This is a genomic window from Pedobacter sp. MC2016-05 (assembly GCF_026239735.1).
Taxonomy (GTDB): Bacteria; Bacteroidota; Bacteroidia; order Sphingobacteriales; family Sphingobacteriaceae; genus Pedobacter.
Window position 1 is genome coordinate 15,046 of the sequence record NZ_JAPIVT010000025.1, and the last position, 21,683, is coordinate 36,728.

Genomic DNA, 21,683 nt, shown 5'->3' on the forward strand with positions numbered 1-21,683 from the left:
TATTTATCGCGTTAAAAAAACCACATGATAAGATTCACGTATACCAAGATTTGTTTGGTATTTATTATTCTATGCACAACATTCCTCACCAGTTCGGCTAGCCCCATTGAAGATTTGGCTAAAAGGATTGCTAAACCTTATTCAAAAAATATCAAATTTGAGCAGTCACAGGTCAGCAACGCAAAAGACTTTTTTGAACTGGAGAGCAAAGATGGGAAACTGATTATTAAAGGAAATAGCTATAATTCAATGGCTTATGGACTTAATCATTATTTAAAATATTATTGCAATACTTCGGTTTCTTGGTATAAAGATGATGTTATCGACTTGCCGAAGCAAATGCCAGTCTTGAGTTTAAAGATTAATCAAGAGGCACGTGTTAAAAACCGCTTTTTCCTTAATTATTGCACCTTTGGATACACCATGCCTTGGTGGGATTGGCAAGATTGGGAACACCTGATTGACTGGATGGCTTTGAACGGTATCAATATGCCGCTTTCCATTACCGGACAGGAAGCCATTTGGTATAAGGTATGGTCAAAAATGGGCTTAAGTGATCAAGAGATTCGCAGTTATTTTACCGGGCCTGCATTTCTGCCTTGGCACAGAATGTCGAATATAGATCATTGGGATGGACCACTTCCAAAGTCATGGCTGGATAATCAACTGGAATTACAAAAAAAGATTGTGAAGAGAGAGCGGGAACTGAATATGAAACCTATTCTGCCTGCATTTGCCGGCCATGTTCCAGAAATCCTCAAATCTAAATATCCAAATGCTAAAATTAATGATTTAGGAACATGGGGTGGATTTAGCAAAGAATATTATAGCAACTTTCTCGATCCGCTAGATCCACTTTTCAAACAAATACAAACGGCCTTTCTCGAAGAGCAAACAAAGGAATTTGGAACCGATCATATTTACGGAGCAGATCCTTTTAATGAAGTTACTCCACCAAGCTGGGATCCAAAATATTTGGCCAGTGCATCTGATGTAATTTACAGTTCTATGAAAGCAGTAGATCCTGCTGCTGAGTGGCTTCAAATGACCTGGGTATTTTACTACATGCGAAAAGAATGGACAAATGAACGCATAAAAGCATATTTGAAAGCGGTTCCACAAGGAAAGATGACCTTGCTTGATTACTATGGCGAAAAAACGGAGGTATGGAAGCTAACTGAATCTTATTTTAACCAACCCTATATCTGGTGTTATCTGGGCAATTTTGGTGGTAACTCTATGATGGTTGGAAATTTACAAACTGTAGAAGAAAGAATGGAAAATGCCTTTATGAATGGTGGTGCCAACTTAACAGGTATTGGTTCTACTTTAGAAGGTTTTGATGTTAACCCAATGATGTATGATTATGTTTTTGAAAAAGCTTGGAGCAATGGAAAAACGGATGTAGCGCAATGGACAGATAAATGGGCAGATAGAAGGCTTGGCACAACAGATAATAGCAACATGAATGCATGGAAATCATTGGTTAATGATGTTTACAATAAACCTACGCAATTGGGTCAAGGTATTTTAATCAATGCGAAACCGTCACTTAAAGGTACCGCTCACTGGACCCCCAATCCTAATTATAGCTATTCGAACAAAACGCTTTTACAGATTTGGGAGCAATTATTGGATTCAAAATCTAAACGAAACCAGTCTTCGAACTATGATGCGGTAAACGTAGGATGGCAATTACTCGGAAATCATTTTAAATCGCTTAGGGATGATTTTAATGCTACTTACGAAAAGCGAGATACAGTTAATATGAAAATCAAGCAAGACCAAATGTTAACGGTTATTGATGATGTAGACAGATTATTAGCCACCCAACCTTCTATGTTGTTAGGGAAATGGATTGAAAACGCCCGAAAACTAGGCAAAAACGAAGCGGAAAGGGCCTATTACGAAAAAGATGCTAAACTGCTAATCACTGTATGGGGAGGAAATCAACGATCGCTTAATGATTATGCAAACCGCAGTTGGGCTGGCCTCACAGGTGATTTTTATAAAAAAAGATGGCAGATGTTTTTCGACGAAATATTCTTGTCGGTAAGAAACGGTTCAAAATTCGATGACAAACAATTTAAGAAAAAAACACACCAATTCGAAGATAAATGGGTATTGGAAAGAAAGAAATTTCCCACAAAAACGGAAGGGAACAGCTTTGAAGTTTGTATGGAGCTACTGAATAAATATGCCTCCGCAATTAAATAATTATTTAATCAAATTTTTAAAAAATTAACACCCAACTTTAGCAATTATGTAGAAAATGACAATACGGCAAATGCAGTTTTCGGGCGAACGTCTACAATGCTAAAAATGGAAGTTTTTACAACAGTAAGTTTTAAAGTAAACTAAAATTTAGAACAAGAAATAAAGTGAATACATTAAACCTAATATAAAGATCAATCATCAATCCCAATATGAATACATCTAAAACAATATTTCTGATTTTAATCTTATCGTGTTTTTTTATTCAATACGACTATGCCCAGAAAAAACCAAATGTAATTTACGTTTTGACAGATGACATGGGTTATAGCGATATTTCTGCCTTTGGCAATCCACTTATCCAAACAAAATTTCTTGATGAAATGGCACATAAAGGTGTGATGGCGACAAATTACGTAGTAACCTCTCCTACCTGCTCTCCTTCTCGTGTATCATTGCTCACGGGAAGGTATTGCAGTAGATCGAACCTGAATTATGTGCTGAGTCCTGGAGATAAAACTGCCATACCAGATGAAGAGGTTACCATTGCAGAAATGCTTAAAACATCAGGCTACAAAACCGCTTGTGTAGGTAAATGGCATATTGGCGATTATGGAACTGGTCTTCCAAACAAGCAAGGTTTTGATCTTTTTTATGGGATGTTATATAGCCATGATTTTCGATCTCCTTACGTGAAAACGGATACCGCAATCAAAATTTTCAGAAATCAGAAACCAGAAATATTTCAGCCTCACGATAGCATTTTAACAACCAATTACGCTAAAGAAAGCATTAAGTTTATTCACCAATCTACCAAAGAAAAAAAACCGTTTTTTTTATATCTAGCGCAGAACATGCCGCATTTACCAGTGGCTTGGGGAGCAATGAAAACCAGGAAAGACCAAAGTGCTGGTGGTGAACTGGGAGATGTAATTGAGGATATGGACCGCAGTTTGGCAGAGATTTGGAAAGCGGTAGTAAAAGCAGGACAAGAAGATAACACTATCTTCATTTTTAGCAGTGATAATGGCCCCTGGATCAATGCCCCAAAAAGAATGTATGAAGACGGATTGACAAGAGCCTATCATGTGGGTTCTGCAGGAATATTCAAAGGTTGGAAAAGTTTATCTTACGAAGGAGGCTGCAGAGTTCCTTTCATTGCATATTGGAAAGGCCATACTTCATCGGGAAAAGTGCTCAAAACACTCATTTCAAATATTGATATCCTGCCGACTCTAGCTGATTGGACCCATACAAAACTTCCGAATAGGGTTTTGGATGGTCAATCCATTAAGGGAGAATTAACTGACAAGAACTATAACAAGCCCCACAAACCTATCTATTATTTTGCTTATGTGTTGGAAGGTGTAAAAGATGGGGATTGGAAACTTAGGATCACCAAAAACAAAGAGAAAAACAATAACTACGAGTTGTTTAACCTAAGTTGGGATCCTTCAGAACGGGTCAATTTGTATGGCAATGAAAAATATGCTTCGATTCAAAACCATCTTCAACAACTTTTTGATGATTACCCTGATAAAAGATGACTTGGCAGGAGAACAAGAAATTTATAACATACGACCAAAACCATTCATGGAATCCTCGAAAAATCTAAATCTCTTAGTGAAATAAGATAAAAGATTATCATCAGATCGATCGTTTATAATGATAATAGGTTAAATATTAATTATAGTAAGTCAATATCCTTTGTTTAGTTAAACTAAAAAAAGTTTAAATTAGCCTCCCGTATGGTAGTAGGAAAATTGGAGTGATAGGTAACTGCAAGATGTTTGTGATTTTAATGTAGCTGTTATTTTTCTTGTCAAAACTTCGAGTGAATTTTCACCTTGAATCGAGGAGAAACTATCGTTAGGAATACATTTTGAAATAATGATTATACATGTTACACCTTTACCCTGAATTGCCACAACGTTTTACTAGCCAATTTTTCAGGGCAAGTTTTAACGTCAATAACTGATTAAATAAATATTTAGAGAAATGAAAATTAAGTTAATTGTAGTATTGTTGCTCACTTTTCAAATCGTTCAGGCACAATATAATAAATTGACAACACAGACTGGCACATCCAACCTTAAGCTATGGTACAAGAAGCCTGCAGAGAAGTGGATGAGCCAAGCGCTACCAATTGGGAATGGACTTATTGGTGCAATGATTTTTGGAGGCGTTGACAAAGATCAGATTCAGTACAACGACAAAACATTATGGACCGGTAGCACCACTAAGCGCGGTTCTTACCAAAACTTTGGCGATCTTTTGTTAGAGTTTGAAGGTTTAAGCAACTATAGCAACTATAAAAGGGAGTTGGATTTGGAGACGGGGATATCACGAGTTTCCTTCGATGCCCAGGGAAACAGTTTCCTTAGAGAATATTTCGCAAGTTATGTTGATCAAGTGATCACAGTAAGATTAACGAGCAGTGGAAAAAAAAGAATTTCTTTTTCAGCGCAGATCAGTGATCCACGTGAAGCTTCAAAAATGGCTGAAATAAATGCCGGTAACAATGAAATCCATCAATATGGAAAGCTTGATATATTGAACTACGCTGCAATACTCTCGGTTAAAAATTCTGGCGGAAAAATAGCAGTAGAAGAGAACAAACTGGTTGTAAAAGAAGCTGACGCTGTGACATTAATTCTCTCATTGGGCACAAATTACGACCCCGTTGCTCCCGGCTATGTGGGTTTCGATAAAGAAAAATTAAATAGTAATGTTACACATCGAAACCATACAGCTTCAAAAAAACCTTACAAGGAGCTATTGGCTTCACACATAAAAGATTACCAGTCGCTCTTCAAACGCGTATCACTTGAGATTGGTGGATCTGATCAAGGTTTGCCGACTGATGAATTGCAAGCTGCGTACAACAAAGGAAACAAAAACCCTTACTTGGAGAGTCTGTATTATCAGTATGGAAGATATTTAATGATTTCTTCCGCTCGCGGAATGGCGCTGCCTTCCAATTTACAGGGCTTGTGGAACAATTCCAACAATCCGGCGTGGCAAGCAGATTTGCATAGTGATATTAATGTACAAATGAATTATTGGCCTGCAGAAATCACCAATCTGTCGGAGCTACACGGCACCCTCTTGAATTACCTTTATAATGAAGCCATGGTACAACCTTCATGGAGAAAAGCGGCAAAGGATGATGGTACCGAAGGTTGGTCGCAATGGGTACAAAACAACATTTTTGGCTATGGCGATTGGGCAAAAACCAGGCCTGCAAACGCTTGGTACAGTATGCATCTGTGGCAACACTACGCATTTACGCTCAACAAAGCCTATCTTAAGAAAACTGCCTATCCGGTAATGAAAGGTGCTTGTGATTTTTGGCTGGGCAGGCTTGTTCAATCAGAATCAGGACTAGTGGCGCCAAAAGAATGGTCGCCGGAGATTGGCCCATGGAATGTTGAAGGTGGTGTCGCTTACGCTCAACAACTAATTTTCGACCTGTTTTCCAACACCATTAAGGCCACGGAAGAACTTGGTATAGATCCTGATTATCGTAATAAATTAAAAAGTACGCTAGCAAAATTAGATAAAGGAACCAAAATTGGCAATTGGGGGCAACTGATGGAGTGGAACAATGAAGCGATTGAAAAAAAGCATTCTGGCCCAAAAAATACGCACCGACATCTATCCCATCTGATCGCCTTGTATCCGGGATCGCAGATTTCGCCGCTCATAGATACAGTCTACAGCAACGCAGCCAAAACATCGTTAATTGGAAGAGGAGATTTTTCTACAGGATGGGCTTTAGCTTGGCGATTGGCTTGCTGGGCAAGGTTGTTGGATGGAGATCATGCACACCAACTACTCAAAAACAGCCTCGTGCATATTAAATCAACCGAAATTACCTATAACGAAGGAGGTGTATACGAAAACCTGTTAAATGGTCCTCCATTTCAAATAGATGGAAATTTTGGAATCACCGCAGGCATAACAGAAATGCTGTTGCAAAGCCACCTCGGTATGCTGCAAATCTTACCGGCGTTACCTTCTGCATGGCCAAAAGGAGCAGTTTCCGGATTAAAGGCCAAAGGAAATTTCACGGTCGATATTTCTTGGTCAAAAGGAGAAACGATTAACACAAGAATCACATCCGGATCAGGAAGTAAATGTACAATTTACTTAAAAAACATTAAGGGGAGCTCGGTTAAGGATAAAAACGGAAAGATTATAAATGTGAAAGTAATTAATAATGATCGAATAGAATTTGACACCATTAAAGGCATGCAGTATGTCATTGATGGAATTCCTTTCAATCGCTGAGCATTAATGAAATGAATTTCCGTTTGAAATAAAACTGATTCGAACATAAAACCTGTATAGGTTTATCATTAAAACAATAAATGGTGATTAGCCAAAAAATAAAACGCATTGCATGTTGGTACGCTATACAGATACATTACCGATATCATTCTAACATTATAATATAAATCAACTTTAATATTCCGGCCGATAAATATTGGTCATTTAAACGCTTAAGGCAATTAAAATCATGATGAAAAACCTTTTATACACTTTAATAATTATTTTTTGTATTCAAAATCGTAGCATGGCACAAAAGCAGATATTTATAGAAACCAAAAATAACGTATTGCTTCTTTCTACTGACACCAAAAATTCATTGGTTTCGAATTATTTTGGAGAAAAAATAATAAACAGTAATGAATATGCTTCTGTAGCTGGTCTAGATAAATTTAAGCCCGGCTCGGATGATCTATATAATAAAAGGGAAGCTTATGTTGCTTCGGGAAGCATCAATCTATTGGAGCCAGCACTAAGCGTTACCCATGCCGACGGCAACAAATCTACGGTGCTGACTTTTAAATCAGTAACGGAAACAAAAATCGACGACAATAGAAAACTTACTTCAATACGTTTAGAGGATGCCAAGTACAAATTCGTTGTAACATTAAATTACTTAACATATTACAATGAAGATGTAATTGAACAATGGGCAGAATTTCGCCATAATGAAAGTGGAAATGTAATTTTAAATAAATACGCATCTGCCAATCTAACGCTAGCCGGAAAGAAATTTTTTCTGAAAAATCAATACAGTAGTGCTATGCGGGAGATGAGATCAGAGGAGCAGCAACTTTTGCACGGTATCCGAACATTAGATTCAAAGTTAGGTACTCGAAACAATCTCTTACATTCCAGCTCATTTATGATTTCGATAAATGAGCGCTCTTCGGAAGATACGGGTGAGGTGATTGCAGGGTCGTTAGCCTGGACCGGAAACTTTAAACTGGATTTTGAAACATTTGACGATTATTATCTTCGAATAACAGCTGGCATCAATAATTTCTCCTCTAACTACACCTTGAAACCTAAAGAGCAGTTTGTGACGCCAAAATTTATATACACCTATTCGAAAAGCGGCAAAGGTTTAGCCAGTAGAAATTTACATAATTGGGCGAGAACCTATCAGATATTGGACGGTAAAGGACAAAGATCTACATTACTTAACAATTGGGAAACAACGTATTTTGATTTTAATGACGAGAAATTAAACGCATTAATACAGGACACAAAAAACCTGGGTGTTGATGTTTTCTTATTGGATGATGGTTGGTTTGGAAACAAATATCCAAGAAATGGTGCAACATCAGGGTTGGGAGATTGGGATTTTAACAAACAAAAACTTAAAGGAGGCATTAGTGCTTTGGGAAAAGAAGCAACAAAGAATGGCGTTAAATTTGGTATTTGGTTAGAGCCTGAGATGGTTAATCCAAAAAGTGAATTATACGAAAAGCATCCTGATTGGATTGTGAGGCAACCAGGCCGTGAAGAATATTATATGCGCAATCAACTCGTGCTGGATTTAACCAACAAGGCTGTTCAGGATTTTATTTTCAACGTGGTTGATCAAACTTTTCAGCAGGTTCCCGAACTAGCTTTTATAAAATGGGATTGCAATTCTTTGATATACAATGCCCACTCACCTACTTTAAAAAATCAGGATCACTTTTATATTGAATATGTAAATGGCCTTAACAAAGTTTTAGAAAGAATTAGAAAAAAATACCCGAAAACACCAATGATGTTATGTGCTGGAGGTGGTTCGAGAGTGGATTATGGGGCCTTAAAATATTTTACTGAGTTTTGGCCGAGTGATAACACAAATCCATTTGATAGAATTTTCATTCAATGGGAGTATTCGTACTATTTTCCATCAATTGCTGTTGATAATCACGTAACAGATATGGGGAGACAGTCTATAAAATTCAAAACCGATGTAGCCATGATGGGCAAATTGGGTTACGATGTGAGGGTAAATGAATTATCGAAAGATGATTTAGCCTTTAGCAAAAATGCCATTCGAGATTATAACGAATTTAAACAAACGGTTTGGCATGGCCAGCAATTCAGACTTCAGAATCCTTATGAGAACGATGTAGCATCTATTTCTTATGTTGATTCGAGCAAAAATGAGTGTGTGGTATTTAGCTATTATATGGCGACCAGAAATGCAACCAGGCAAGCAATACCAATTAAAATGAAAGGGTTAAATCCTCAGGTACTCTACAAAATTCAAGAAGTAAGCCTGTATCCAAATATGCGTTCACCTATCGATAGTACCAAAACTTACTCAGGCGATTTCCTGATGAAAGTAGGGTTTAATCCTGAAGTAAACGACAGGAGAACTAGCGTAGTGCTTAAAGTTACGGCTACCAAATAAACCCTTATTTTTTGCTGCTAAATTTTATAATAATCATAATACAACATCATCAATTTTTTTAAAATGAAATTTAAAATTCTATTGGTATTTCTAGTACAGTTATCCTTCCACACCTTTGCAGATCCAAAATCAGTTAAGCAAGTTTACCTGCCGGATAGAATATCGACCGTACCAGAGAACAATGACTTCGCAGATAATAACAGTGAGTACAGTGACAAAAGAAGTGCAGAATCAGAAAATTTCAAAATTTTTTGGTCAAAGGAATATGGAGATAATCCATTGATTAACGAGGTTCAAAATAAAAGATTCGATATCAATAATGCTATAAAAGAACTTGAACGGTATTATAACTACTATGTAGATGAATTAAAACTGGTAAAAAAAGGCAGTTCTATTAGCGATAAATACAAAATACTGGTTTTTATTACCGGAGGGAAGAATTCAACTGCCTATGGAGGCGGAGAAGAAAAAAAAGTTGGCATTTTGTGGTGCCCGGCAGTTCGTTTAAATCCACAGCCTTATGGGGTGCTTGCCCACGAACTGGGTCATGTTTTTCAATTTTTGGCCAGATGCGACAACGGACAGGTTACTTATGACGGGCCTATTAATGAAATGGGTGCACAATATGTTTTATGGCAGGTTTATCCCGAATGGCTTACCTTCGAAAATTTTCATTTAAAAGCATTTTTAAATAACACTTATCATGCATTTCTACATCCGGAGAACGCTTATCATTCTCCATTTATATTGGAATATTGGGCAGAGAAACACGGGAAAGATTTTTATGGCAAGCTTTTGCGAGAAGTACAAAAAGATGAAGATCCCGTACAAACTTATAAAAGAATAAATAAGATTGATCAAGATCAATTTAATGAAGAGATTTTTGATGCCTCAAGTAAATTTATCACTTGGGATATAAAGCGAGTTAAATCAATAGCAGCCAAATACGCAAACCAACACCATAGCAAGGTTGAAAAAATTGGCGAAGGCTGGCTAAAAATTAACGTATCTGAAATCCCGGAAGATTATGGATACAATGCAATACAATTACAGGTTCCAAAAATAAACCATGTTATTTCATTGGAATTTGAAGGATTAGTGGATACTACAGATCAAAGTAAGCAAGAAACAGCAAGAGCAGGCTGGAGATATGGTTTTATTGCGTATAAGAAAAATGGAAAAAGAGTTTATGGCAAAATAAACAGCGATTCCAAAGGAAATACATCCTATAAGGTGTCAAAAGATTCGAAATATCTATGGCTGATAGTTACAGGCGCACCGACCATCCACACCACCATTAAAAGAAAACAGGCTCATTTTGATCAGTATCCATATCGATTTAAAATAACAGGAACTGATATTAAATAAAATCTGAATTATACATTTCATTATTCCTGCATCCCAATAACTAAAAACACCTATAATGAAAGCAGGCATCATGTTTATAATTTTGCTGTAAATTGATCACCATTTGCTTTGCACCAGCTTTCTAAATAGGTGCGTAAAGCGATTAATTTGTTTTTATATTTTTTATTTATTGCCAAATTGGTAATTTCTCCTGGGTCATCAGTCAGATTGAACAATTGCTCCTTGATCTCACCTTTATTATATATTATGTATTTAAAATCTTTGGTAATCACCGCCCTGCCACTAATACCCAGCAATAGCTCATTATCTGCAAAATCTGTTTCAATAACCAACGTATCACGCAAGTTCTTAGTCGGCTCTGCCAAACGCATAGCTAAATCCACGCCTTTTAAATAACCTGGTTTCGAAATACCAGTAAGCCCACAAATGGTTGGAATGATATCTATCCCATTGCAAACCAGCATGTCATCTGTACGTGGTTTGATAGTGCCATCCATTTTTGCAATGATAAATGGGACTTTAGCTGCCTCTTCGTACAAAATTTGTTTTTGATTCCAGCTGTGACCAGCATAACCATCGCCATGATCTGCTGTAAAAATAATGATGGTATTTTTTTCAACCTCATATTTTTTGAGAGTATAGAGTACCTGCTCGATGTATTTATCTACTTTTTCCACTAAGCGATTATAAGCCCAACGGTACTGACGCCATTTTTCAGGAGTATAATTCACTGATGGATAGGTACGCAGGCCAACGCTTTTTTGTTGGTCGCGAACAATCTCGGGTTCATTTGCCGGAATTTCCCAGTTAGCGGGCAATGCTGGACATTGATCTGCTGGTGGGGCATCGGCCAGAACGTCCATTTTCATTTCTTCGCCCCTCGCCCATTCGCAAATATCGTGTGGATTAAGGAACGATGCCACCAATAAAAATGGCTTTTTAGTATTTTCCTTAATAAATCTGGCACAGTATGATGGTGTTGCACCATCGTTGTAATCCAGAAAATCAGTATTTTCGACATAACCAAATCCATGTTGACTTACTTTAGTGGTTGGAACAGGCAGGTGCCACTTGCCCACGTAACCAGTTTGATACCCACCTTGCTGGAATATTTTGCCCATCATCAGTAAACTATCTGGCCATTGTCCATCTTTTTCTGGTGAATTACCAATAAAACGTGTTTCAAATGGCATTTTACCACTAAAAATTGCCGTACGTGATGGTGTACACAAAGGTTGGGCACAGTAAGCCTTGGTGAAGCGAACCCCGTTTTTTGCTAACTTATCCATCGCCGGAGTGCTTAGATCCATATTCCCAGCAATGCTCATAGCGCTTGCAGTTTGCTGATCGGTCATAATAATGAGAATATTGGGACGAGTTAGTTTTTGAGCTTTTAAAGCAAATACCGGTAAAATAGCCCATACAACAACTAATAAGCTGAATCTATTTATCATGGAAAAGAAAAACTTCATAGATTATGTTTTTAAAATTAAAATTTAGCTATCAAACTTCAGAATAACCTCCGAATCAGTTCGAAAGACTCAAAACTGGTCGCAGCGCATTAAATTATTTAGCTTTCCGCAGCTTCTTGAAATCCAAATCAAGAACCATTCTACTCTTGCTACATTTAGTTGTTAGAGACACATCTAAAACCAGTATTCTCTAATGCCGTATCTTTTGATGATTTCATTCTTCCACTAGAACGGTAACCAGTACAATAACTATCGATACACATGAATGACCCACCTTTAGTTATTTTTTTAGGAACATGTGGTTCAACCGGATCAAAACTAATGGCAGCACCCTTAGGATTTTTGAGGATCCGATTTCCAATTGATTGATAATAGTCAGCATTGTACCAATCCTCTACCCATTCCCATACGTTTCCTGCCATATCATATAGCCCATAAGCATTCGCCTTAAACTGTTTTACCGGCGATGTTCGCTCGAAACCATCCCATTTAGTATTAGTAATAGGGAAATTTCCCTGCCAGGTATTGGCTTTGGGTTTACCTCTGGATATAGGTTCATTCCCCCACGGATATATGGCTACGTTATCACCTCCTTTAGCAGCATATTCCCATTCTGCTTCGGTTGGCAGCCGTTTTCCAGCCCATGTCGCGTACGCAACAGCATCATCCCAACAAACTTGGGTAACAGGAAAATTACCTTTATTTTCAATTGTGCTGCTTGGGCTCTGTGGATGTTTCCAATTAGCCCCTGCCGTCCATTGCCACCATTGACCTGGATTTTGCAAATCAGCAACATGTGTTGGTGCCTTGAATGTTAACGCCGATGGTTCTAACAGTTCTTCAGCAGGTTTAGCGGTTCCCGGAGGCAGCTGTTTTTTTAAAAGTTCCCAATCTACTTTACGTTCGGCAATAGTAATGTATCCTGTGGCTTTAACAAATGCAGCAAACTGAGAATTGGTAACTTCAGTTTCATCCATCCAAAACCCGTTTAAGTCAACCCTATGGTTAGGATACTCATCATCTCTTCCATTCTTATCCATTGCGCCCATGGTAAACTTACCTGAAGGAATCCACTTCATGCCAATGTGAGTTGGGCTTGACGTGAATTTAGTTGTTCTATCGGTTACAGGAGTAGCTGCCGCGAACCGTGCAGGAAGATCTGAGGAACAGGTATGCTCAACAGCAACCTTCTTTTCTGTTAATACCGAATTAGCTTTAGGTTTGCAGGATACAATCAGTAATATTATATTCAAAACTGGAATCATACCTTTAATCACAAAATCTTTATACATTGGTATACTCAATATCTATTTTTATAAATGATATGACTGCGATATATTTTTCAGTCATTTACTTTTTACGAGCTTTTTTAATCAGATAATTTGCTACGTCATTAGCCGCTAGATTATTCTGAAATGTTGCAGGTAGCCTCCCATTTGTATATTCATTGTATAACCATGGGTCACCTACTGCCAGTACCGTTCCTTTTCCATATGTGGCAACTACAATTACATTTTCTCCTTTCGGAGTTTTTAATACAGGTGCAGCGATATTGATTATCTTGATTGATGATGCATCTTTGATAAAGATTTTTCTGGAAGTAGAGAATACTTCGTTTTTTCCAGTGTTCAATCCACCGTCCGCGAAATGCTCATCATTAGTTACATGGAGGATTAAATCATTATTAAACATAAACCCAAATTTTTTGGCCAAAATGTTGAAATGTATTAAATCAGCATTGGCTTCATCATTTGCGAGCAGGAACAATACTCCCCCAGCCTTAACCCACTTGGCTATGGCATCAGCATCTGTATCGTTCATAAAATTCGGGTTTGGATTATCTTTTAAGTTATCGGGGTCGACAATTATATAAATATCGCTTTCATTTAAATTTGATGCGGTCGGACCCTCAGCGAGAACGTTTAAGACTTTTGCCCCACCAGCTCTAAATGAATTTCCAAATATTGAAAATCCAGTCATACTTTCATCATTCCAGAGATAATGAAAACTGGCTTTCTTTCCAGCCAACGCCGGTTTGGTTTCTTGATTAAAATAGTTATCAACAGTTACTACTTGAGCACTGGCAACATAAAATGTCCCTATCAAAAGAATAAGGGTTGAAAAAAGTCTGGTAATAAAACGGTTCTTCATTTAATTAAAAATTTGGATATATAAATGTAGACTGTAATCCATTGCCCGAGTTTTGAAATTGTCTAATTATCTTTAAGATAGGTTTAAATCTAACCTATTAATCATTTTCACGCCGTTGCTCAGTCGTTTTTGACAGATATACAGTTGGCATACACCCGAAATGTTGCTTGAAGGCCGTGGAAAAATAGGAAGGTGAGTTGAAACCACACATATAGGCCACCTGGGCGATAGTATAACGTTTGGACTTCATCAATTCAACAGCCTTGTTAAACCGGATTCTTTTTAGAAAATCAGTAGCAGACTCCCCGGTTATTGCCTTGAGTTTGAGATATAGATTTGATCTGCTCATTCCTATTTCCCTACTAAATTTATCAACTGAGAAATCGGAATCAGAAAGGTGCGCCTCTATTATGGAACTAGCCTGTTTCAAAAACTCCTCATCAATAGTGTTAAAGGCGATGTTTTCAGGAACAATTTCCTTATTAGACAGGTAATACTCTTTCAATCTTCTTCGAGATCGCAATAGGTTATTAATCTTGGCTGCCAGTAAAGTTATGGAAAAAGGTTTGGTTACATAGTCGTCCGCTCCCATCTCCAGCCCCTTAATTTGTTGTTCTGTCTCCGTCTTTGCTGTTAACAGTATAACCGGGATATGAGAGGTATTAATATTTTGCTTGACCTTCCTACAAAAATGAAGCCCGTCCAATACTGGCATCATCACATCGCTGATAATTAAATCAAACTGGAAATTATCCAATAATGATAGTGCCATCTTTCCATCAAAAGCAGTGTGTACCTCAAAATTTTTTCCAAAATATTCATTGAGGTAACTCACAATTTCTTCATTGTCATCTACAATCAACACCTTCAATCCCTGCATTTCGCTTAATTCCGAATTAACATTTTCTGATGGCGAAGGCGGTATTTCCTCTACATTGGATATAACTGGCATTTCTGTGGATTTAGAAACAAGATATAAATCGTCTTGGTAAATCGCCTCGTCAATTGGCAGTTCAACAGTAAATACACTACCCTTTTGAGGCCGACTTTCTACGTTGATTTGGCCATGATGTAGGGCAACTAAACTTTTAGTGAAGGCTAATCCCACTCCAGAACCCAGATTCATTTCTTTTCCACTTACCTGGTAAAATCGATCAAATATTTTAGGCAGATCTATCTCACTGATACCGATTCCCGTATCAATAATTTTTATTATCACGTTGTCCTTTACCCTTGATAAATTGACATCCACAGATTGAGCAGGCCCAGTATACTTGAATGCATTTGAAAGCAAATTGAACAATATTTTTTCCATTGCATCATGATCGAAATAGATTTCCAATACTGCCTCTGTTGAGGAATAAGTATAATTAATGTTATTTTTATCGGCCAATGGTCTAAAAGATTGGTAGATTTCCTGAACAAAACCCACCAGATCATTTTTGCTTACTTTCAGCCTGCGGGTACCAACCTCTGTTTTTCTAAACTCAAATAACTGATCCACCAAATTATACAATCTCCTGGCGTTAGTCAGCATGAGCTCGTGCTTTTTTTGAACGGGTTTATCTATGGATTTACTCTTAACCAGTTCCTCCAATGGCGCAAGTATCAATGTTAGAGGCGTCCGTAGCTCGTGTGAGACATTCGTAAAAAACTCGGTTTTGATTTTGTTGATGTAATTTACTTTTTCTTTGTCAACACGTTCCAGCTTTAGTTGATGGAGTGTTCTTATTCTTTCTCGAACAAAGGTATAGATGAAATAGCTAGCAGAGACTAAGATAACTGTCATCAAAAGATAAAACCAGCCAGTATTATACCAGGGTGGTAATATCGCTATATTAAGTTTTCGTTCTAAACCAGCTTTCCCGTCGGGTCCTTCTGCTTTAACCAGTAATGTATAGTTGCCAGAGGGGAGATTGCTATAGCTAATCCTAAAATCTTCACTACGCTGCCAATATTTATCAAATCCGTCCAACTTGTAGTAATAATGTGTACGATTTGCTGATATGAAATTGAAGGAATTTACAAAAACACTAAACTGCCTGTACTCTGGAGGGATTTCTATACCTCTTACCTGATCAATATGATTATCAAGGATACCGGTTGGGTCATCAACAGTTATGTTTTTATTGAAAACCTCAAGGCCGGTAAAACTAATGCCCAAAGGAATGGATTGCTGTTTAACATCGGATGGATAAAAATAAGTAAGCCCCTTAATGCCCCCAAAAAGCATCATCCCATCTCGGGCCTTGCAAAAAGAGTATTCATTAAACTGGTTGTCTTGCAAGCCGTCATTTTCGTAAAAGGACTGACTGAATTTTGTATCAGGATTAAATTTCATCAATCCTTTATTGGTTGATATCCAAAGGTTATTTTCATCATCAGGCAATATGCCGTAAATGGTTCCCTTCATAAAGTCTTTCCTATCCCTGAATGTAATAAAGACATGGTTAACCTCATCATATAGGCCTAATCCTCCTCGAGTGCCAATCCAAATCCGCTTTTTACTGTCTTCTACGATGCAGTTGATTACCTCTTCTTTCAATGCATCATCTTTTATGTTACCAAAAAGCAAGTTATCCGCATAGAATTGTGCAACGCCATTAGTTGTTCCAACCCATATACGATGCTTGCTATCCTCAAAAAGAAAGGTTATGTCATTAGACAATAAACGTTCACCAGCCCTATCTGCAAACAGGTGCATAAAACTTTGCGTTGCTGGAATAAAACGATCTAAACCAGTCCTTGTACCAACCCAAATCCGCCCTTTCGAGTCTTTTAGGATACTATAAACTAAATCGCCAGCAATACTATTTTGGTTATTGGGATTGTTCAGATAGCGTTTAACGTTTCCTGTTTTTGGGTTTAAAAGATTTAACCCACCATTATGTGTTCCAATCAGAACATTTCCATCATCATCAAATTCGATCGCTTTTATGTTATTGGAGCTTAGACTATTCGGATTATCTTCCTTATGAGCGTAATAACGAATATTCTTTTTGGTTACATCCCAATAATTGAGTCCTTTATCATTGCTTCCTATCCAAAAATTCCCAAGCTTATCTTGCTTAATTACACTAATAACTTCATCATTTAGGGCAAGTGTGCCAGTGTTTGGTTTTAGCGAATTGAATTTTATATCATCTTTATGATAATAACTTATTCCGCCATAATAGGTACCCATCCACATTCCGTTTTGCTTATCACGGAAGATATACCGTACTGAGTTCTGACCAATGGTGTAGCGTTGCCCTATTTGGTGCCGGTAGTTTTCAAAAGTTGCTTTTTTTGGATTGAGAATAGACAACCCCCCGAATGTACCTAACCAAATATTTCCCTCATAATCTTTTTCAATAGTCCTTATATTGTTATCGGACAGACTGTTACTGTTGGGGCTATGTATAAATAATTTTACCTCTTTAGTTACCTGATTAAACCTTAACAGCCCACTACCTTCAGTGCCTATCCATAAAAAATCTTTGTCAACGTAGATATCGTTTACTACCGGTTTATCAACGCTCAGTTTAATTTGCTGAAGCAGGTAATCTTTTTCCTGCATAACAAAAGCGCCAGCATCAGTACCCAATAATATTCTACCTTGCCAAAAACCGATATAAGATATTTTCTTTATCCCATGGGCAAGCTTATTATACGGCACAGATTCAAACTGCTTGGCTCCTGGCTTTAATATAAATAGATCTCCAGAAATAGATGTAGCCCATATTTGATTTTTGGCATCGGCTGTGATGGAAGAAATACTCCATTCTCCTAAACTTCGAGGAATTTTGTAGTTGGTAAAACTATCGGTTTTATAATTGTATCGGCTGATACCCTGATTGCCACCTACCCATAATTCTCCCTTAGAATCTACAAATAAACTGCGTACATAATAGGATTGTAGGCTATTTTTATTCTCCTTCGTTGGTGAATAAACCTTAAAATCTTTACCGTCATATCTGTTGAGTCCATCTTGGGTACCCACCCAAATAAAGCCAAGCGTATCTTGGATAATCGTAAATCCTGTGCTTTGAGACAGACCTTTTTCCACAGAGATATTCCTGAATTTTTTTTCCTGCGCAAAAGCAACTTGATTTATGCTGCTCAAAAGCAATAAAACAATAATTTTCTGTTGGATAAATTTTGATAGACTCATTATTTATAAATGATTCAGTATAAGGATTTTTTTAACTTTTTATTTATTGAAGTAACTGATGACCCATTGAAGTGTTAAATCAAATGTATAATTTTAGCATTCTTTTAATTCACATTCTAGTGATCTACAAAATCAGGTCTGGTAAAAATGTCTGGCTTTAAAAAAAGCATTTCTACAAATTATCAAAATTTTTGGCTTGCAGCAGTTACCATTGCAATTTAACCATTTCTATGTATGAGTTTCTTCAATTACGTTGATTTATGTTTTAAAATTGATGAATTTAGGTACAAAAACACTTGCATCCATGGAATTGTTCCTTTAAAGCCGTTAGCAACTGTAATTTGCAAATTCAACTAAATTGTAAGGCAAATACCCATTTTTTAAATAGCTTGTTCAACTCAACGCTTATCTTCGACTAAAAAACCATCAGGATATTAAATCATGAGAACAATCATTGCAGCCTTAATCGGATTGCTATTTTACAGCAGCAGTATCAATTCGCAACCACTAGCAATCAAACATAACCTCAACTGGGAAAAAGAAATAAGTAAACATAACCTTGTTTGGGAAGATTTGCCTTTGCAATGGAACGAAGGTGCGTTTACCGGCAACGGACAGCTGGGCATGATGGTTTATATCTCCGAAAAAGATAGTGCCGTAGTTTTCAGCATTGGCCGTAGCGATGTTACCGACCACCGCAAAGATCCCAACCGTAAAACCTCTATTGGCACACCAGGCGCTACCGTAGTTTTTGATTACTGCAGATTGCCCATTGGAAAGCTATTGTTAAAACCTGGCGCCAAAATTCTATCAGGAACCATTACACAGGACATATGGAATGCCGAACTTCGTGGAAAACTGCTTACCGAAGCGGGCAATATTAGTTTTAGAGCTTTTACACCACGAGATGCCGATGTGCAACTCATCGAGGTAACACAGGATGGAAATTTCACTAATAAACACCAATGGAAGTTTGCTCCAGGCAGAGCTTGGTCGCCAAGGGCACTTACACGCCCGGATGACATACAAAGCAAAACTTACGTAGGCAATGACTTGCCAGAACTAAGCGAAAAAGACGGATACAACATTTGCAAGCAGACCCTAACCGCCGGTGGCGATTATGCAACGGTGTACAAAGAAGTAAAAACAGCAGCTAATAGCAGTTTACTATATATCGCAACGGCTAATGAGGTGCCAAAAGCGGGTTTATCGGTGCCGCTGGCCATTAAAACCATTTCCGAAACAGAAAAACGCACCTTGCCAGCGGTGTTAAAAGCACATTGCAACTGGTGGCACAACTTCTACACAAAATCATACATAGGTCTTCCTAATGCGCAGGTAGAAGATTTTTATTGGATACAATTGTATAAAATGGCCACAGCATCAAGAGCAGGTGGGCCAGCAGTAGATTTATTTGGCCCTTATTACAAAACTTCACAATGGCCAGGTATGTGGTGGAACCTTAATATTCAACTTACCTATTTTCCTGTTTACACTAGCAACCATTTAGAACTTGGTGAAAATATGATGGATATTGTTGATGAAAACTTTCCTTTCTTATTAAAAACTTTCGGCGGCGAGAAACTTGGAGATATGTGCTGGACCATGCATAATTACTGGCGACAACTGGCATATGCCAATGATCAAAAAGGATTGCAACAACGCTGGTTGCCAAAAGCGATTGCCATTTATCAAGAGTACAAAAAAATGATGATTGCCGAAAATGGCAAAATTGGCTTGAATCCAATGCGCTCACCAGAATATAAAGGCACAGCTAGTTTTCCAAATACCAACTACAACCTGGCCAACCTAAGATGGCTGTTAAGCACGCTCACAAGCGTTAGCGAAACAGCCAAAGTAAATTCTTCGGCAGTTGCCGAATGGAAAAAAACATTGAGCCAGTTGATGGATTATCCTAATGACGAAAATGGCTTGATGATTAGCAGTAACCAAAGCGTTGCGATATCTCACCGCCATTATTCGCATTTGTTAGGTTTGTATCCACTATTTGTAATGCAACCCGACAATCTGAAGGATAGTATGCTGATTGATAAAACGGTAGAACATTGGTTAAATATTGAAGGTGGGAAAGCTTTGGCCGGATACTCTTTTACCGGTGCATCTTCATTAAACTCGGCATTGGGCCGTGGAGATGACGCGTTGAAACAATTATTGAAATTGTTGAACGGACCATCCAATCTTGGTCAATTTTACCGAAACACTTTTTATGCAGAGAGCGGCGGGAAAAACGAAGTGATCGAAACACCGCTGAGCGGAGCTGCATCGGTAAACGAAATGCTGTTGCAAAGCTGGGGCGGTAAAATCCGTGTTTTTCCGGCGCTACCCAGCACCTGGAAAAATGCCTCATTTCACAATTTATTGGCAGAAGGTGCTTACGAAGTGAGTGCCGTAACCCAAAACGGACAGGTGCAATGGATAGCGGTAAAAAGCACCAGCGGTAAGCCGTTTAACCTTAAAAACAGCCAATTGGCTAATTGTAAAGTGATAGAAGCCACTGGAAAATACAGCAGCAAAAGCATTTCGGCAACCGAAACCGCTATAACCTTAGCAGCAGGCGAAACTATCTTTTTAAAGCGTAACAAAAATACCGAAACCACTATTGTACCTTCCAATAATCCAATGTCAGCACATCAATCATTTGGTGTAAAAAAAGGACAGCAACTAAAGAGAAATCAAGATTTTCAGGTATTCGATTTTTACGAAGCCAAATAATATTTTATTTTAAAAGCAGGGATTGCTACGCTTTGGCAACGGTAGTCCCTCTTTTCGCTAATAGTTATTCGCTTTGCTCTGGGCTAGCCACTACGATAGGGTTTATTTCACAGCGTTGTGGCTTTCAGCTAAATTGATACCCTACGCCAATGAATAAATCTTCTTGCCCCGAATCTTCATTAAAATAAATCGCTCAGCTTTTATATTTCGTTAGTTTAAAAATCGTGTTCTTTCCGGCAGATTTAAATTCTACGAAATAGGCGAAATTTATGGTTTTACTCTTCAGCTTTATCTCTCCGTTGCAAGCTCCGAGTTTTCCGTGGCTCAAAATTTCGCATATCACTAGCTCTTCAATTTCGGGCATTTTAGCAAAATGTGCTTTCAATTGGTCGAATGCTTCGACTGGATTGTTACCAAAGCTCACCAAACTGAACTTATCGTCTAAAATTTTTTCAACTTCTTGCCACTCTTTTTATAGATAGCAAGCACAAAATCTCTGATTATTCTTCGCTTTGGTGCATTATCACAATCGTTTGGAATTGTAATTTTCATAGATATAATTTTTGATTAATATTTAGTTTTAGCTTACAATAATAGCGACACTAGCGCATCGACCCATAAGACCATTTATATAACGTGAGGTCGGGTTATGCGCTTTCTTAAAATATTATTTAATTGGCAGTTACCTCTGTTTTCTTAGCTCGCCGCCGCTGGGCCCCTACTTTTTGACCGCAAAAAGTAGCAAAACCGGAGTTTACGGAGCTCATCAGCTTTGCTGATAAACTCTAAGTTGCCTATTTTTCTTTAAAAGTAAGTACTTTGGCTTATTGATGCTAACAGAAAAATAGGAGACCGAAAATTAGCGGAGCGGAGATTTGAA

10 protein-coding genes are annotated in these 21,683 nt (G+C 37.8%); 6 read left to right on the forward strand and 4 right to left on the reverse strand.

The annotated features are described in order from the left end of the window. Positions 1 to 24: 24 nt before the first annotated feature. The 5 genes from OQZ33_RS21825 to OQZ33_RS21845 all read left to right on the forward strand — a co-directional run bounded on the left by OQZ33_RS21825 (position 25) and on the right by OQZ33_RS21845 (position 10,294). A complete protein-coding gene (locus OQZ33_RS21825; protein WP_265801598.1) occupies positions 25 to 2,217 on the forward strand; it encodes an alpha-N-acetylglucosaminidase in 2,193 nt (730 codons plus the stop codon). Positions 2,218 to 2,426: 209 nt separating this feature from the next. Then, complete coding sequence (locus OQZ33_RS21830; RefSeq protein ID WP_265801599.1) at positions 2,427 to 3,761, forward strand: sulfatase-like hydrolase/transferase; 1,335 nt, start codon at positions 2,427 to 2,429, stop codon at positions 3,759 to 3,761. A gap of 451 nt (positions 3,762 to 4,212) precedes the next feature. Beyond that, complete coding sequence (locus OQZ33_RS21835) at positions 4,213 to 6,507, forward strand: glycoside hydrolase family 95 protein (RefSeq protein WP_265801600.1); 2,295 nt, start codon at positions 4,213 to 4,215, stop codon at positions 6,505 to 6,507. A gap of 286 nt (positions 6,508 to 6,793) precedes the next feature. Next, positions 6,794 to 8,926, forward strand: a complete 2,133-nt coding sequence (locus OQZ33_RS21840) for an alpha-galactosidase (RefSeq protein ID WP_265801602.1) — start codon at positions 6,794 to 6,796, stop codon at positions 8,924 to 8,926. A gap of 63 nt (positions 8,927 to 8,989) precedes the next feature. Continuing rightward, a complete protein-coding gene (locus tag OQZ33_RS21845) occupies positions 8,990 to 10,294 on the forward strand; it encodes a DUF6055 domain-containing protein (RefSeq protein WP_265801603.1) in 1,305 nt (434 codons plus the stop codon). A 74-nt stretch (positions 10,295 to 10,368) separates the two neighbouring features. Here the strand turns inward: OQZ33_RS21845 and OQZ33_RS21850 are convergent, their stop codons facing one another. From OQZ33_RS21850 to OQZ33_RS21865, 4 genes are all read right to left on the reverse strand, one after another. Next, positions 10,369 to 11,766: a sulfatase gene (locus OQZ33_RS21850; protein WP_265801604.1), complete on the reverse strand. Its 1,398-nt coding sequence runs from the start codon at positions 11,764 to 11,766 to the stop codon at positions 10,369 to 10,371. Between the two features lie 155 nt (positions 11,767 to 11,921). Next, on the reverse strand, positions 11,922 to 13,058 hold the full coding sequence (locus OQZ33_RS21855; RefSeq protein ID WP_265801606.1) for a formylglycine-generating enzyme family protein: 1,137 nt from the start codon (positions 13,056 to 13,058) through the stop codon (positions 11,922 to 11,924). Positions 13,059 to 13,116: 58 nt separating this feature from the next. Beyond that, complete coding sequence (locus OQZ33_RS21860; protein ID WP_265801607.1) at positions 13,117 to 13,917, reverse strand: hypothetical protein; 801 nt, start codon at positions 13,915 to 13,917, stop codon at positions 13,117 to 13,119. Between the two features lie 97 nt (positions 13,918 to 14,014). Further along, complete coding sequence (locus OQZ33_RS21865) at positions 14,015 to 18,070, reverse strand: hybrid sensor histidine kinase/response regulator transcription factor (protein WP_265801609.1); 4,056 nt, start codon at positions 18,068 to 18,070, stop codon at positions 14,015 to 14,017. Positions 18,071 to 18,511: 441 nt separating this feature from the next. Here OQZ33_RS21865 and OQZ33_RS21870 point away from each other — a divergent pair, with 441 nt between their 5' ends. Beyond that, positions 18,512 to 20,803, forward strand: a complete 2,292-nt coding sequence (locus OQZ33_RS21870) for a glycosyl hydrolase family 95 catalytic domain-containing protein (RefSeq protein ID WP_265801611.1) — start codon at positions 18,512 to 18,514, stop codon at positions 20,801 to 20,803. Positions 20,804 to 21,683 lie beyond the last annotated feature (880 nt).